14 protein-coding genes and 1 tRNA gene are annotated in these 14344 nt (G+C 32.6%); 9 read left to right on the top strand and 6 right to left on the bottom strand.

All coding sequences use genetic code 11. The features are described 5' to 3' along the window. A complete protein-coding gene (locus tag BLT46_RS02045) occupies positions 1 to 888 on the bottom strand; it encodes an NAD kinase (protein WP_090405434.1) in 888 nt (295 codons plus the stop codon). Between the two features lies 1 nt (position 889). Then, positions 890 to 1510 carry a CBS domain-containing protein gene (locus tag BLT46_RS02040; RefSeq protein ID WP_245722921.1) on the bottom strand — a complete coding sequence of 207 codons (621 nt, stop codon included), beginning with the start codon at positions 1508 to 1510 and terminating at the stop codon, positions 890 to 892. A 141-nt stretch (positions 1511 to 1651) separates the two neighbouring features. On the opposite strand from BLT46_RS02040, the gene BLT46_RS02035 reads away from it, so the two are divergent. From BLT46_RS02035 to clpX, 8 genes are all read left to right on the top strand, one after another. Then, on the top strand, positions 1652 to 2365 hold the full coding sequence (locus BLT46_RS02035) for a pyridoxine 5'-phosphate synthase (protein ID WP_090405428.1): 714 nt from the start codon (positions 1652 to 1654) through the stop codon (positions 2363 to 2365). Beyond that, positions 2365 to 3141 (top strand): alpha/beta fold hydrolase, encoded by a 777-nt coding sequence (locus tag BLT46_RS02030; RefSeq protein ID WP_090405424.1) that lies wholly within the window; start codon positions 2365 to 2367, stop codon positions 3139 to 3141. The genes BLT46_RS02035 and BLT46_RS02030 overlap by 1 nt, the downstream gene beginning before the upstream one ends. Positions 3142 to 3875: 734 nt before the next feature. Further along, on the top strand, positions 3876 to 5126 hold the full coding sequence (locus tag BLT46_RS02025; RefSeq protein ID WP_090405421.1) for an OmpP1/FadL family transporter: 1251 nt from the start codon (positions 3876 to 3878) through the stop codon (positions 5124 to 5126). 18 nt (positions 5127 to 5144) lie between these two features. After that, a complete protein-coding gene (locus BLT46_RS02020) occupies positions 5145 to 6749 on the top strand; it encodes an SGNH/GDSL hydrolase family protein (protein WP_090405418.1) in 1605 nt (534 codons plus the stop codon). 28 nt (positions 6750 to 6777) lie between these two features. Further along, positions 6778 to 7134 (top strand): phage holin family protein, encoded by a 357-nt coding sequence (locus BLT46_RS02015; protein ID WP_090405901.1) that lies wholly within the window; start codon positions 6778 to 6780, stop codon positions 7132 to 7134. Between the two features lie 96 nt (positions 7135 to 7230). Further along, the gene (tig, locus tag BLT46_RS02010) at positions 7231 to 8553 is read left to right on the top strand and encodes a trigger factor (protein WP_090405415.1); all 1323 of its coding nucleotides are present in this window, start codon (positions 7231 to 7233) and stop codon (positions 8551 to 8553) included. 96 nt (positions 8554 to 8649) lie between these two features. Next, complete coding sequence (gene clpP, locus BLT46_RS02005) at positions 8650 to 9309, top strand: ATP-dependent Clp endopeptidase proteolytic subunit ClpP (RefSeq protein ID WP_090405413.1); 660 nt, start codon at positions 8650 to 8652, stop codon at positions 9307 to 9309. Between the two features lie 6 nt (positions 9310 to 9315). Then, positions 9316 to 10557: an ATP-dependent Clp protease ATP-binding subunit ClpX gene (clpX, locus tag BLT46_RS02000; RefSeq protein ID WP_090405408.1), complete on the top strand. Its 1242-nt coding sequence runs from the start codon at positions 9316 to 9318 to the stop codon at positions 10555 to 10557. A gap of 38 nt (positions 10558 to 10595) precedes the next feature. Here the strand turns inward: clpX and BLT46_RS01995 are convergent, their stop codons facing one another. The 4 genes from BLT46_RS01995 to BLT46_RS01980 all read right to left on the bottom strand — a co-directional run bounded on the left by BLT46_RS01995 (position 10596) and on the right by BLT46_RS01980 (position 13626). Next, a complete protein-coding gene (locus tag BLT46_RS01995) occupies positions 10596 to 10934 on the bottom strand; it encodes a hypothetical protein (protein WP_090405405.1) in 339 nt (112 codons plus the stop codon). Between the two features lie 98 nt (positions 10935 to 11032). Continuing rightward, on the bottom strand, positions 11033 to 11704 hold the full coding sequence (locus tag BLT46_RS01990; protein ID WP_090405402.1) for a response regulator: 672 nt from the start codon (positions 11702 to 11704) through the stop codon (positions 11033 to 11035). Continuing rightward, positions 11697 to 13436 carry a tetratricopeptide repeat-containing sensor histidine kinase gene (locus BLT46_RS01985; protein ID WP_090405400.1) on the bottom strand — a complete coding sequence of 580 codons (1740 nt, stop codon included), beginning with the start codon at positions 13434 to 13436 and terminating at the stop codon, positions 11697 to 11699. Before BLT46_RS01985 ends, BLT46_RS01990 begins: the two co-directional genes overlap by 8 nt. 104 nt (positions 13437 to 13540) lie before the next feature. Next, positions 13541 to 13626: transfer RNA gene (locus tag BLT46_RS01980), tRNA-Leu, on the bottom strand. A 493-nt stretch (positions 13627 to 14119) separates the two neighbouring features. On the opposite strand from BLT46_RS01980, the gene BLT46_RS01975 reads away from it, so the two are divergent. Next, the coding region (locus tag BLT46_RS01975; RefSeq protein WP_449406504.1) for an ISAon1 family transposase N-terminal region protein at positions 14120 to 14344 on the top strand (225 nt) is incomplete at its 3' end.

Here is a 14344-nt window from a genome sequence, read left to right as displayed (position 1 = left end):
TTAATTTCTTTTGTCTTCTCCCCAAAGAAGTTTGTTTCTCAATGTTTTAATAAAACTTTGGTTAGGGAATTCTACAAGGTCAATAGTAAATGGTGCTTTTGATATTGTAATTTCCGTGTCATTATCCACAGCTTCTGTGGTAGTATCTAAAGAAACTAAGAACTGTTTTTCTCTTGAACTCACACGCAATTTAATTGTCAAATTATCTCTAATTACTAAAGGTCTTACATTTAGATTATGTGGTGCTAAAGGAGTAAGTACAAAGCATCCTGTTTCTGGTTCAATAATAGGACCACCACAGCTTAGAGAGTACCCTGTAGATCCAGAAGGTGTTGAAATTATCAGTCCATCTGCCCAATAAGTAGCTAAAAATTCATCATCTAAATAAGTTTCAACCGTAATCATTGAAGTTGTGTTTTTTCTTGAAACAGTAACTTCGTTTAAAGCAAATTGTAAATCAAATTTATTGTTTTCTTCAGGAGTACATTGTAAGCTTAAAAGAGAGCGTTTAGACTTTTTAAATTCATTTTTATACAACAAAGGAATTTGTTCTTCTAAATTATCGTGCTGTACATTGGCTAAGAAACCAAGACGCCCAGCGTTAATTCCTACAACAGGAATATTTGTGTTTTTAATGAAATTAGCAGCTCTCAGTAATGTTCCATCTCCACCAATTCCAATAAAAAAATTCACATCACTTGTTAGGTTATTTGAATTTCCAAACGTTTCATATTCTTTGTCAAGAATATTTTGTTCCTTCAATAGACGGTGAAATCCTTCTTCAAAGATAATTTCAGTATTATCATAATTTTGAAATAGGTTTAGTAACCTGCGTACAATATTTTGTACAATAGGTTTACACGTCTGTCCATAAATCGCAAACTTCATATTATATGTTTAGATATTTATTTAAGTAATCAGATCTTTCTTTTAAATCATTATAATGAGAATCATCTAAAAGATTTGTCTGTATTTCATAGTTGTAACGGCGTAAATCATCCAATATTACTTGGGTGTTAATACCATTTGTTTTTATTAGAATATGGAACATATCATTACTCGCTTCAAGTAATAGAATTCCTAAAATCTTGGCATTATTACTTTCAACAATTTGAGTGATTTCAGTAAAGCTATAGTGTTGTAGGTGTTTTGCTACAACAAAAGATGTGCCTTTCTCTTCAAAAAACAAGGTCTTACTCCATTGATTTAAGAGTGTTTCTTTTGAAAAAACACCAAGTAGTAATCCGTTTTCATCAATTAGAGGAATAATATTTGTGTCATTTTTATGAAACAAATCAAAGAAATCAAAAGGGTTGAGGTCATTGTGATTTACTAAGTAAAATTTTTCTATGTCGTACATAATGTCTTCTACCGACTGAGCAGGAGAAGCATTCTGTAAATCTTCCAATAAAATATTACCAAGCCAATTGTTGTTTTGGTCAACAATAGGAAAATGGGTAAACGAACAATCTTCTAACTGAGGGAGTATTTCCTCGATTAAAGTGTTCATCTTGCAGATAGGTAAATCTGTGGTAAGTAAATTTTCTGACGCCAACATAATACACTCTCTAATTTAGTAGTGCAAAATAATCAAAAATAAAACAATAGACGTTAATTATAGTTTGTATTTTTGTGTTTAAAATTTAAAAATATGACTAAGCTATCTGTTAATATCAACAAAATTGCTACTCTACGTAATTCAAGAGGAGGAGACGTTCCAAATTTATTACAAGTAGCAAGAGACGTTCAGAAATTTGGTGCTCAAGGTGTGACTGTTCATCCAAGACCGGATGAGAGACATATTCGTTACCAAGATGCAAGAGATTTAGTGGACGTTGTTTATACGGAATATAATATTGAGGGTAACCCAATGGACAATTTCTTGAAGTTAGTTTATGAGTGTAAACCAACCCAGGTTACTCTTGTTCCTGATGCAGTTGATGCATTAACTTCAAATGCTGGATGGAACACAATCAAGCATAAAGATTTTTTAAAAGAAGTAATTGATGAATGCCGTTTAAAAGGTATTCGTACGTCAATCTTTGTAGATCCAGTTTTAGATATGATTGAAGGTGCTAAAATAGTAGGCGCTGATCGTATTGAACTTTATACAGAAGAGTTTGCTTACCAATATGGAAAAGGAAACGAGAAGGCAATCGAACCTTACGTGAAAGCTGCGGAATTAGCAACAGAGTTAGGTTTAGGTATTAATGCAGGACACGATTTAAGTCTTGATAATATTGCTTTCTTTAAAAATAATATTCCAAATCTTTTAGAAGTATCTATCGGACATGCTTTAATCGCAGAGTCTATCTACTTAGGAATTGAGAATGTAGTAAATATGTATATCAGAAAATTATCGTAATGGCAGAAATTCTTTATTCAAAAATTGAAGGAGAAGGAGGAATTCCATTTCTTGTAATTCACGGTTATTTTGGAATGTCTGACAATTGGAAGACATTTGGAAAGCAAATGGCAGACCAAGGATATGAAGTGCATTTGTTAGACTTGAGAAATCACGGGCGCAGTTTTCATTCAATGGATTGGTCGTATGATTTAATGGTGGAGGATGTAATACGTTATATGGATAATCATAATTTAGCTAATGCAATTGCTTTAGGACACTCGATGGGAGGGAAAGTAGTAATGAAATTAGCAGATAGATATCCAGATCGCATTACTAAATTGATTGTTGCTGATATTGCACCAAGAGAATATCCTCCACATCATCAAATTATCTTGAATGCTTTAAGTAAAGTAGATTTTACTTTAAAGCCTTCTCGTGGAGATGTAGATGATTTATTGCGCAATGAAATTAAAGATGAAGGTACTCGATTATTTCTTGCAAAGAGTTTGTATTGGAAAGAACCAGGACAATTGGCATTTCGTTTTAATTTAGATGCTTTTAGAGCGAATGAAGAGGTAGTAGGTGAAGCGTTAGAGGAAGATGCCTATTTTTCAAATCCGACATTGTTTATAAGAGGGGGCAAATCTAATTATATTCAACAAGCAGATGAAGAAGTGATTTTAAAGCATTTTCCAAATTCTGAAGTGCAAACAATTCCAAATGTAGGACATTGGTTACATGCGGAAAATCCACAAATGTTTTATGAAATAGTAAAAGATTTTCTAGAGAGATAAGTAATCTTTTTTAGATATTATTAAATGAGATATAAAAGGTAAGTAGAGTAATCTGCTTACCTTTTTTTATTGGCCTCTATTTTAAAATGTAGATAGGGCGGTTGTGTTTTTTACAGGTCTTATTAAATACCATTGCAAATACTTTTTAGATATTCTTGGAGTGCTTGTAAATACGGGGGCTGTAAGGGGTTTGGTTAGACCTTGTTCGAGACAAGTTCGAGATAAGTACCACATTCATTCGGTAATCGACCTTTTTACCGAAAGTGTGTGGTATATGTGTGGTATATGTGTGGTACTTCTTTCGAATATGGTAGGGAAAAATATGGGAGATAGCGCATTTTATTGTCATTAAAGAAACAGAACAAGGACTTTTATAATAGAAGTTTCTCTTTTTTGATCGTTTTGAGTACTTTGAAGAATAATAACTTATTTAAGATAAATATCAGTTGATTAGCGTTTTTTGTAGGATCTAAAACTTTCATAGAGAGGAAAGTGTATGTGAAATGAATATTTTTTAATATAAAAGAGCTTTGTGGAGTATTTTGCTTGTTGCTTAAAATTTATTTTTTCATTTAATTTGGTTAATATTGTTTTGGTTTTCTCTTTTATTTTGTTGTTTTGCTGAATAAAAATTAAAAGAAGGAAATTTAATTGTTAAAATAAGACTTAAAAATTTGTCAAACTCTATTTACTATATATATTTGGAATAAACGAATTTTAAATAACAGTCAATTATGATAAGAAAATTATTATCATTGTCTCTTGTTACTTTAGTGTCTTATTCTGCATTTGCTGGAGGGTATAGAGTAGCAATGCAAGGCAATAAGCAACTTGCGATGGGACATACCGGGGTTGCAGTAGTAGGTGGAGCAGAAACAATGTTTTTTAACCCCGCGGCATCTGTTTATTTGGAAGATAGATTTAACTTTTCTGCAGGAGCAAGTGTTTTAGTAGCTGATACAAAATTTCAAAACAAAACTTATGGTTGGGAAAATAAGACAAGAAATACGGGTACTCCTTTTTATGCGTATGGATCTTATAAGGCTACAGATTGGTTAACAGTTGGTTTAGCTGTGTATTCTCCTTATGGAAGTGCCGTTGATTGGGATCAAGATTGGCAAGGTTCTCACTTGGTAAATAATATTGATTTAAAGGCTATTTATTTTCAACCAACAATTGCAGTGAAAGTTAGTAAGCACTTCAGTTTTGGAGGGGGACCTGTTTTTGTAAATGGAGGGGTAACTTTTAATAGAAACGTATCTCGCAGTATGACGGATGAGCAAGGAAACAGAACAGATGTTACTGTTGAGGCAAAAGGTGTAACTGCTTGGGGGTGGACTGCAGGATATATGGTTAATGTTGATGATCATTTAAGATTTGGTCTTAACTACCGATCTAAGGTTATTATGAAGGCAAATGATGGAAAAGCACACTTCCACGATGTTCCTGCTTTTGGACAGTCATTGTTTAAAGATGGAAAAATCAAAGCGCAAATGCCTTTGCCAGCTGAATTAACAGTTGGAGCTTCTTATGAATGGGACAAATGGCTTTTTGCTTTTGACTATAACAGAACTTTCTGGAAATTATATGATTCTTTAGTAATTGACTTCGTAGATAATCCGGCAGTTGGAAAATCAGTGAATGCTCGTAATTATAAAGATTCAAGTACATACCGTTTAGGTGTTCAGTATAAGGCAACAGAGCAATTATCATTAAGAGCAGGTTGGTATTTTGACGAAACACCAGTTCAAGAGGGTTATTTTGCTCCAGAAACACCACGTAACGATTCAAGAGCTTATACAGGTGGTTTGACATATAAATTTAAAAATGGTATTGGTGTAGATTTAGTATTCTCTTATTTACATTTCAGTGATACAAATAGTTCATACGATTACTACATGGAAGATGGACAAAATGTTTCTTTTGGAGGAACATATAAGAGTGCTGTAACAAGTGGAGGTATTGGTCTAAGCTATAGTTTTTAATTTTAAAGAAGAACGAACATGAAAAAAAGATATTTATTATTATTACCAGCAGTTGCTTTATTGGCTTCTTGTGAACCTTCTTTTGAAGATAAAATTGATGGTGGGACTTACTCTGCAGGTGATGCAGACTTTAGCTCTTATGTTGCAATAGGTAATTCATTGACAGCTGGATATATGGACGGAACTGTTTTCCGTTCTGGACAAGAAAATTCATTCCCTAATATTTTAGCTAATCAGTTTAAAGCAGTTGGTGGAGGAGAATTTACGCAACCATCTTTTGCAGATGACGTTAATAATGTAGGTGGTTTTTTGTTTGGAGGTGTTGAAAATCCAAACTTTAAAACAAGAATGGTGATTAATATGTCTACAGGAGGACCTGAGAATATTAAAGGTACAAGTACGATTGAAGCTACAGCACAGCAGAAAAAAGCATATCATAATGCGGGAGTTCCTGGAGCTAAAACATATCATTTATTAGCTAAAGGATATGGTAGTATTGCTGGATTAGCAGCAGGAAAGGCTAACCCGTATTTCGTAAGAACAGCTACAAGTGATGATGCTACTGTTTTAGGAGATGCTATGTCTTTAAAACCTACTTTCTTTACAAACTGGATTGGAGCAAATGACGTATTGTCTTATGCAACTTCTGGTGGAGAAGGTGTTGATCAAAATGAAAAGGGAGGATTAGATCCTGCTCAATATGGACCAAATGATATTACACACGCAGGAGTGTTTAAAAACGTTTATGAAACAATTACAAATACATTAGTTTCAGGTGGGGCAAAAGGAGTTGTAGCAACAATTCCAGATGTAACAGCTATACCGTTTTTTACAACTGTGCCATATAGCCCATTGACACCAGAATTAATAGGTGTTGAAAAAATAGACCAATTAAATATGTTGGTTGGTATGTTGAAACAAATATTAGCTAAAGGAGGACAAGGAGATCGTTTGCAATTGTTTTCTAAAGAGCACGCTAATCCATTGTTAATTGAGGATAGAACACTGACAGATATGTCTGCTTTGTTAGAAGGGGGTATTAAAGCTGTAGTTGCTGCAGGACAATTTCCTTTTCCAATAAGTGATCCACAAATTAAATTGGTAGCACAAGCTTTTGGAAAAGCGAGACACGCAACAGATAAAGATTTGTTACTATTAACAAGTAAACCTCAAATTGGAGCTTCTTTACCGCAATCAACAGGAAGTGCAGTAATGGATGAGATGCTTAAAGTAGGAGTAACTTTTCCTTTAAGTGATGCATTTGTGTTGAATCCTGTTGAACAAAAGAAAGTAAAAGAAGCAACAGTACAGTTTAATAATATCATTAGAGCAGTAGCGGCTACAAAAGGACTTGCAGTAGCGGATATGAATGATGTTTTAAACAAAGCAGTAGCTGGTCTTCGTGTAGAAGATGGTCAGATTTATACAGCTGATTACTTTAAGGGAATGGGTAATTTAAATACAGTAATGTTTTCTTTAGATGGGGTGCATTTAAATGCAAGAGGATATGCGTTTATTTCGGCTGAAATCTTAAGAGTAATTAATAAGCATTATAATGCAACTATTCCGTTAGTTAATCCTGCCGTATATCCAGGGCCTACTTTGGTTGCTTCAAATAAATAATTTTCCTTATTTTTATAAAAAAAATATTATGGGACTAATTGTTAGATTATTAATAACGACTGCTATTGTTATGTTTTTGTGCTGGTTATTACCAGGAGTAGCAGTTACGGGTTGGACAACAGCGCTATGGGTAGCCGTTGCTATGGGATTGTTAAATATGTTTTTAAGACCAGTTCTGGTTTTCTTAACCTTGCCAGCAACAGTAATAACAATGGGATTATTTTTATTAGTTATCAATGCAGTGATTATTCAATTGAGTGCTTATTTTGTGAAAGAATTTACTGTTGATAATTTTTGGTACGCACTTTTATTTAGTGTAGTATTGACTTTCTGTCAATCAATAGTAAATGGCTTCCTTCAAAAAGGCGAGCCGCAAAGAAGATAAAAAATTAATAGTTGAAATACAATTACTTAAAAACTTGGTTGGGTTGTAAAAATAATTTATTTTTGCAACCCAATTTTATATGTAAATACATCAAAAATGAATATTACAAGAAATAATGTAGATGCTCTTAATGCAATCGTAACTATTGAGCTTGCAAAAGAAGATTATCAAGGTAATGTAGATAATGTTTTATCTAACTACAAAAAGAACGCAAGCGTTCCAGGATTTAGAAAAGGTGCAGTACCAATGAGTTTAATTCTTAAACAATACGGTAAAGCAGTATTGTTCGAAGAAGTGAACAAAATTTTGCAAGAGAAATTAGGAAACTATCTTGTAGATGAAAAATTAGATATTTTAGGAAATCCATTACCAGTGGACAATGAAAATTTTGACTGGGATGCTGATGTATTAAAATTTGATTTTGAATTAGGATTGGCTCCTGAGTTCACTGTTGACTTAGAAGGTGTAAACGTTACTAAATTCAAAGTTGTTGCAGATGACGCAATGTTAGACGAGCAAGTTGAGTTTATCCAAAAACAATATGGAAAGTTAGTTTCTAAAGAAGCTGTTGAAGAAACTTCAGAATTAGTAGGTACATTTACTAACGAAGAAGCTGGAATTAACAAAGAAACTAAAGTAGCTGTTGAAGCGTTCAGAACTAAAACAAACCAAAAGAAATTTTTAAATAAAAAAGTTGGTGAGCAAGTTACTGTAAGTACTAAAGGATTATTTGAAGATGATCACAAACTTATGGAGCACTTAGGTGTTGACCACGATGCTGTTCACGGTTTAGAAATTGACGTAGTATTTACTATTCAAGAAATCAACGAAACTGAGAAAGCTGAATTAAACCAAGAATTATTCGACAAATTGTTCGGAGAAGGTGTTGTAACATCTGTTGAGCAATTAAAAGAAAAAATCAAAGAAGACGCTGAGAAACAATTCGCAGGTCAAGCTGATCAAAAATTTGTAAACGATGTTTATGAGTCTTTATTAGCTAATACTAAATTTGATTTACCAGCTGAATTCTTAACAAGATGGTTAGAAACTGCAGGTGAAACAAGAATGACTGCTGAAGAAGCTGCTGCTGAGTACGCTAAGTCTGAGCAAGGTTTACGTTTCCAATTAGTTGAAGGAAAAGTAATGTCTCAATATGAGTTACAATTAAACTTTGATGAAGTAAAAGCATTTACTGTTAAGTTAATCAAAGATCAAATGGCTCAATTCGGACAAGCTGAACCAGACGATAAAATGGTTGAAGATATCGTTGCAAGAGTTATGTCTAACCAAGAAGAGGTTAAACGTATTTCTGAGCAATTGATGAACGACAAAATGTTAGCTTTATTCAACGAAAAAGTTAAAGCTGAGGTTAAAGAAGTTTCTTACAAAGATTTCGTTAAGGAAATGTACGGAGAATAATATCCGGAAAAAAATAAGTATATTTGAGCGTCTTTCTGTTAAGGAAAGACGCTTATTTTTTTTATATTTAGAAATCAAAAAAAATTGAATTATCATATGGATATAGGTAAAGAGTTTCAAAAGTATGCTACTAAGCATCACGGTATAAATAGTATGTACTACGATAAAATTGTAAGTAGTATGACTCCATATATCATTGAAGAGAGACAAATGAACGTAGCTTCTATGGATGTTTTTTCTCGTTTGATGATGGATAGAATTATCTTTTTAGGAACAGGGATTGATGATTATGTTGCTAATATTATTCAAGCGCAGTTGTTATTCTTAGCAAGTGTTGATAACGAAAAAGATATTAGTATTTATGTAAATTCTCCTGGAGGAGGTGTTTACGCTGGTTTAGGTATTTATGATACTATGCAGTTTATTAAACCTGATGTAGCTACTATTTGTACAGGTATGGCTGCTTCTATGGGAGCTGTATTGTTATGTGCTGGTGCGGAAGGGAAAAGATCTGCATTACCACACTCAAGAGTTATGATTCACCAACCACTTGGAGGTGCGCAAGGTCAAGCTTCAGATATCGAGATTACAGCAAGAGAGATTATGAAGTTGAAAGACGAATTATACCAAATTATTTCTAAGCACTCTGGTCAATCAATGGAAAAAGTACACCATGATAGCGACCGTGACTATTGGATGATAGCACAAGAAGCTAAAGAGTACGGAATGATTGATGAGGTATTAATAAGAGAATAATTATTTATGGCAAAGGATGAAAAGAGATGTTCGTTTTGCGGTCGTCCAAAAGCAGAAACGAATATTCTTATAGCTGGTATTGATGCTCATATTTGTGATCGTTGTGTAGAGCAAGCTTATGATATCATTTTAGAAGAGAATGATGCGAAAGAGCTTGAGGCTATTTCAAGTGATCTATTGTTGAAAAAGCCTATGGAAATTAGAGCTTTCTTAGACGAATATGTTATAGGTCAAGACCAAACTAAAAAAGTTATGGCTGTTGCTGTATATAATCACTATAAACGTTTATTACAGGAATTAAATAACGAAGATCAAGACATCGAAATAGAGAAGAGTAACATCTTAATGGTTGGTCAAACGGGGACAGGTAAAACATTAGTGGCAAAAACTATTGCACGTATGTTGAACGTACCATTGGCAATTGTTGATGCAACAGTACTTACAGAAGCAGGGTATGTAGGAGAAGACGTTGAAGGTATTTTGACTAAACTTTTACAAGCTGCAGATTACGATGTTGAGAAAGCTGAACGTGGTATTATTTTTATTGATGAGATCGATAAAATTGCACGTAAAAGCGACAATCCTTCTATTACACGTGATGTGTCTGGTGAAGGGGTGCAACAAGCTTTATTGAAATTGTTGGAAGGAAGTGTTGTTAATGTTCCGCCTAAAGGAGGAAGAAAGCACCCTGACCAAAAGTTCATTGAAGTAAATACAAAGAATATCTTATTTGTTGCAGGTGGAGCATTTGACGGTATTGAGAGAATTATTTCAAAACGTTTAAACTTCCAAGCAGTAGGGTATAGTTCTGCTAAAGAAGTTGATCAAGTAGATCGTACCAATTTAATGCAGTACATTATTCCAAAAGATATTAAAGACTATGGTTTAATTCCTGAAATTATTGGACGTTTACCTGTGTTGACTCATATGGATCCATTGGATCGTAAAACGCTAAGAGCAATTCTGACAGAGCCTAAGAATGCTTTGATTAAACAGTATGAGAAGTTATTCGAAATGGATGGTATTAAATTTACTATTACAGAAGATGCTTTAGATTATATTGTAGACAAAGCTTTAGAATATAAATTAGGTGCTCGTGGATTGAGATCTCTTTGTGAAGCAATCTTAACGGATGCAATGTATGAGTTGCCAAGTAAAGATGAGGTGAAAGAACTGAATGTTGATAAAGAATATACAGAACACGCCTTAAACAAGAATTTATTGCAACGCCTTGAGGCTGCATCTTAATACTAAAAAAGCAGAAGATATTTATCTTCTGCTTTTTTTTATGGAGTTAATTTACTTTTTAGCTCCTTATATTTTTTAAATTGTCGATAAGGCAATTCGTGAGCATTTGATAACTCATTAATCTTGTTTTCTATTTTAGCAATAGATAGCATTAAATCTGAGTATTCTTTTAATGCTTTTTTATCACCATAGAGGGCTTTTTGGAATAAAACAGGGTATTTGTTCACGTATTCGTTGTAAGTCTCTAAACAGGCGTCTAAATTGATTTTAGGTATATCAAGATTATGTGTTTTTTCGTATTCTTTATCGTTATGATGCCTACCACAACTAATACTTATCCCTAATAACACGATTAGAGAGGTAATCATTCTGAACATATTAAAAACTTGTAACTTTTCCGTTTACAAAGATACCTATTGACATTAAGTGTCCTTTACGGGAAACCTTATTAGTTGATACTTTATGTCATTTTGTTTCAAATAATTCCCATGTCTTTTGCAATGCTAACTAAGTGAGTTGCATTTTTAGCGTTTAAAGAAATTCTCAATTTACTTATGCGTTTCTCTATACTACTCTTACTGGAAATACAGAGTTCATCTTCTTTTAGTTTATTGCCCATTTCACTTTGAGAATATCCTTCTGAAAGTAATTTTAGAATTGCTAAATCTTCATCTTGTAAAATAAGAGAAGTAGGGTTGTTTTTTACTTCAAATATCTCTGCTGATAAATAAGGTACATTTGTATCTTTTTGAATGTAATTAATAGCTTCTACTAATTCTTTGATACTATTTCTTCCTTTACTGATAAAAGCATTTACTTGTAAATGTTCTAATAAGTCGTTGATTTCAATATATCTGTTTTCAATTGAATAAACGATAATTTTTATTTTAGGGTAGCATTGTTTTACTTGTCTAATTAAATCAATTCCTCCGTGTAGTTTGGTTTCTCTGTGATCTTGTTCAAAGGACAAATCAGAGATAATTAAGTCGAAAGGAGAATTGTTGTGTTCTGCACTCTGTATTTTTAACCAAGCATCATCACAGTATTTAGTACTGTAAATTTCTGCATTTGTTTGTTCAGATAAAGCAGTTACAATTCCAACATTTATACTGTCGTAGTCTTCAACTACAAGAATTTTTTTAATCATAACTTTTGGGTAATTGTATGAAATATTTTACACCTAATTTATTCTCATTATCAAATGTAATTGTTCCGTTTATATTTTTGATGCGGTTTTCCATATTCGATAAACCATTTTTAGAGATGATTTCTTTTTGAATGATGCCAATTCCGTTGTCAGAGTAAAAGAGGGTTATTTTGTTTTTTAAATCTTCAAATTTGAAAACAACTAAGGTTGCCATACTGTGTTTCTTCATATTGACAAGTAGTTCTTGAATAACTCTATACAAAGTTATTTTTTGAGTTTTGTCTAATTGATCAAAATCAAACTTATCTAAACCTGTAATTATAATTCTACAAGCAGCTGTATTGTATTCGTTAAATAGGTTTGTAAGATGCTCTTTAAACTTTGTACCCGTACTAATAGAACTATGCTGTAAGGAGATATTACGAGCTTTTTTATAGATAAGTTCCAAGTCATTAATTAAATGGTTTTTTGTTTTTTCAGTATCAAGTTTAAAGTTTTGAGAAAGTGTAAGTACGTTAAACACATCATTAGCAAGTTCGTCATGTATTTTTTTAGCAATTGTAGTTTCAGTGATATAAACTTGTTCTAATTTTTCTTTTTTGTGTCTTCTTTTTAATTGTTTATAAATGAGTCCAAATATAGAAGCACTAATGATTATAAAAAGAAAAATAAGCAAGATAACATTGTATTGCTTCGTAACCGTTATTTCAGTTTGTTGTAAGTCGTATCTCAGTTTTGCATTTTCACGTGAATGTTTATCAAAGTCATATCTAACTTTAGCATATTGATTTTTTGCTTGTTGATTTTCAGTTGTTATTTGTTTTGATAGATTTATATAGTCAATATTCGTGTATTTGTTATAGGGATTATAGTCTTCGTTTTTGATCAGGTATTCAAGAGCAATTAATTTCTGATTTTTGTTTTCAAAATCACGTGCAATGTCAAATGCTTTTTGAGCATATTGTTTACCTATATTTTTATCATGGGCTTGGTAGTACTCACTTAAGTTGACGTAACTCCAAAATAAGTCATCTGGAAGATTTGTAGGTAGTCTTAAAGCCAAAGCTCGTTTAAGTTCTTCAAGTCCTTCATTGTTATTTAATAGGAACTTTGCTTGTCCTAAATTGTTTAATACACGTGCTTCTTCTCCTGAATGTCCTTCAAAAGCTTTACTATCTAAAATGGCTTGTAGAGAAAGGATAGCTTTCTCATATTGTTGTAGTTTAATGTAATTTAAAGCATTGTTGTTTTCAATCATTTTGACTTCATAATCGGATGAAGCTAATTCAAGAGAGAGGTTGTTATAAGCAATGGAAGCTTCATAGTCTTCTAATTCAGAATAACAAATAGATAATATTGAATAAACGTAAAAGCGATATGTATTTGGACCTTCACTGATGTACCTCAATTCGTTGGTTACAACTTCTTGTGCACTATTTGGATCGCCAATTATTAGGTATATTGAGGCTATTTTTAAATTGTTATAAGTGATGTTAGGGGAGTCCTTTTGCTTTTTAAATCTAAGATTAGAATCCAGGTAGCTATGAAAAGCGCTTTTTAGTTGATTTAGGTTGTATAAGGAATCTGCTTTAATTTGTAAATCTTTAGCAATTGTATCCTCTTCAAAAGGAGGTGTATTGCTGTTTTCTTTGGCGCAAGAGGTGAGTACAATAAAACTAATGCTTATCAGTAATAATGTTATAAAATGAAGATTAGATAGGGACTTTTTCATTTTTCGAATTTACGTTAGTTTTATTGATTGCTAACTTATCTTGGGACTAAGAAACTTAATAATAGTGCAAAAAAAAAGTTCTAAACGTTAGTTTAGAACTTTTGTACTCGGAGCGGGACTTGAACCCGCACGAACATTACTGCTCACTGGATTTTAAGTCCAGCGTGTCTACCACTTCCACCACCCGAGCTTCATTTGGTTTGCAACACTAATTACTTCCGTATTGCGAGTGCAAATATAGCGTAAAATATGTATTCTGCAATAGGTAGATACAATAAAATTTGGGGTTTTTATTGTATTTTATTTCTTGTGTCTGGTATTGAGTATTTTATGTTTTGTAAATAGAGTGTTTTTTTATTTTAATTCTGTATAGTATCTATTTTGCAATGGTGTATTGGATAAAATATTATTGCAACAGAAGGGAATAGGTGGGGCATTAAGATATGAGTATTCAACTTGTATTATTTAGTTTAACAAGGTGGTAAGGAATGTGAGTTTTTTGATGAAGAGCGTAGTCTGATTTATGGAAATATTATTTTAGTTCTTTTTTCAGAGCTGATTCAGAGGAGTTGGAAATAGTGATTTTTTCAGATACAGATTGGCTGAGCTTTTTGCACTATATTCATCACTATGGATCAAGCACAAAAGTTGGGGAGGAAGTTGTAAAATAATATATTTGCATCATGATGGATAGCAAAGAAATACTAAAACTAATCCTACCTGAGTACTTGGTAGAGCATTTCAATATTACAAAAGTTGAAGAATTAAATAGTCGTTTAGATATTTACTTCGAAGAAAAAAACGATTATGGTCATCAACTTCCAGATAGACAATTAGTTTCCAAAGGATTTTATCCTATGACTACCATCGAAGATTTTCCATTACGTGGGAAATCAGTAAAACTGCAT

Origin of the sequence: Myroides phaeus, assembly GCF_900099675.1 — a bacterium.
Classification (GTDB): Bacteria; Bacteroidota; Bacteroidia; order Flavobacteriales; family Flavobacteriaceae; genus Flavobacterium; species Flavobacterium phaeum.
Note: the sequence above shows the minus strand (reverse complement) of the source record. Positions and strands in the feature narration are given on the sequence as shown.

What these genes read in the sequence shown, in the direction of transcription:
- BLT46_RS02045 (WP_090405434.1), bottom strand. Translation starts at nt 888, where the DNA reads ATGAAGTTTGCGATTTATGGACAGACGTGTAAACCTATTGTACAAAAT.
- BLT46_RS02040 (WP_245722921.1), bottom strand. Translation starts at nt 1,510, where the DNA reads ATGAACACTTTAATCGAGGAAATACTCCCTCAGTTAGAAGATTGTTCG.
- BLT46_RS02035 (WP_090405428.1), top strand. Translation starts at nt 1,652, where the DNA reads ATGACTAAGCTATCTGTTAATATCAACAAAATTGCTACTCTACGTAAT.
- BLT46_RS02030 (WP_090405424.1), top strand. Translation starts at nt 2,365, where the DNA reads ATGGCAGAAATTCTTTATTCAAAAATTGAAGGAGAAGGAGGAATTCCA.
- BLT46_RS02025 (WP_090405421.1), top strand. Translation starts at nt 3,876, where the DNA reads ATGATAAGAAAATTATTATCATTGTCTCTTGTTACTTTAGTGTCTTAT.
- BLT46_RS02020 (WP_090405418.1), top strand. Translation starts at nt 5,145, where the DNA reads ATGAAAAAAAGATATTTATTATTATTACCAGCAGTTGCTTTATTGGCT.
- BLT46_RS02015 (WP_090405901.1), top strand. Translation starts at nt 6,778, where the DNA reads ATGGGACTAATTGTTAGATTATTAATAACGACTGCTATTGTTATGTTT.
- tig (WP_090405415.1), top strand. Translation starts at nt 7,231, where the DNA reads ATGAATATTACAAGAAATAATGTAGATGCTCTTAATGCAATCGTAACT.
- clpP (WP_090405413.1), top strand. Translation starts at nt 8,650, where the DNA reads ATGGATATAGGTAAAGAGTTTCAAAAGTATGCTACTAAGCATCACGGT.
- clpX (WP_090405408.1), top strand. Translation starts at nt 9,316, where the DNA reads ATGGCAAAGGATGAAAAGAGATGTTCGTTTTGCGGTCGTCCAAAAGCA.
- BLT46_RS01995 (WP_090405405.1), bottom strand. Translation starts at nt 10,934, where the DNA reads ATGTTCAGAATGATTACCTCTCTAATCGTGTTATTAGGGATAAGTATT.
- BLT46_RS01990 (WP_090405402.1), bottom strand. Translation starts at nt 11,704, where the DNA reads ATGATTAAAAAAATTCTTGTAGTTGAAGACTACGACAGTATAAATGTT.
- BLT46_RS01985 (WP_090405400.1), bottom strand. Translation starts at nt 13,436, where the DNA reads ATGAAAAAGTCCCTATCTAATCTTCATTTTATAACATTATTACTGATA.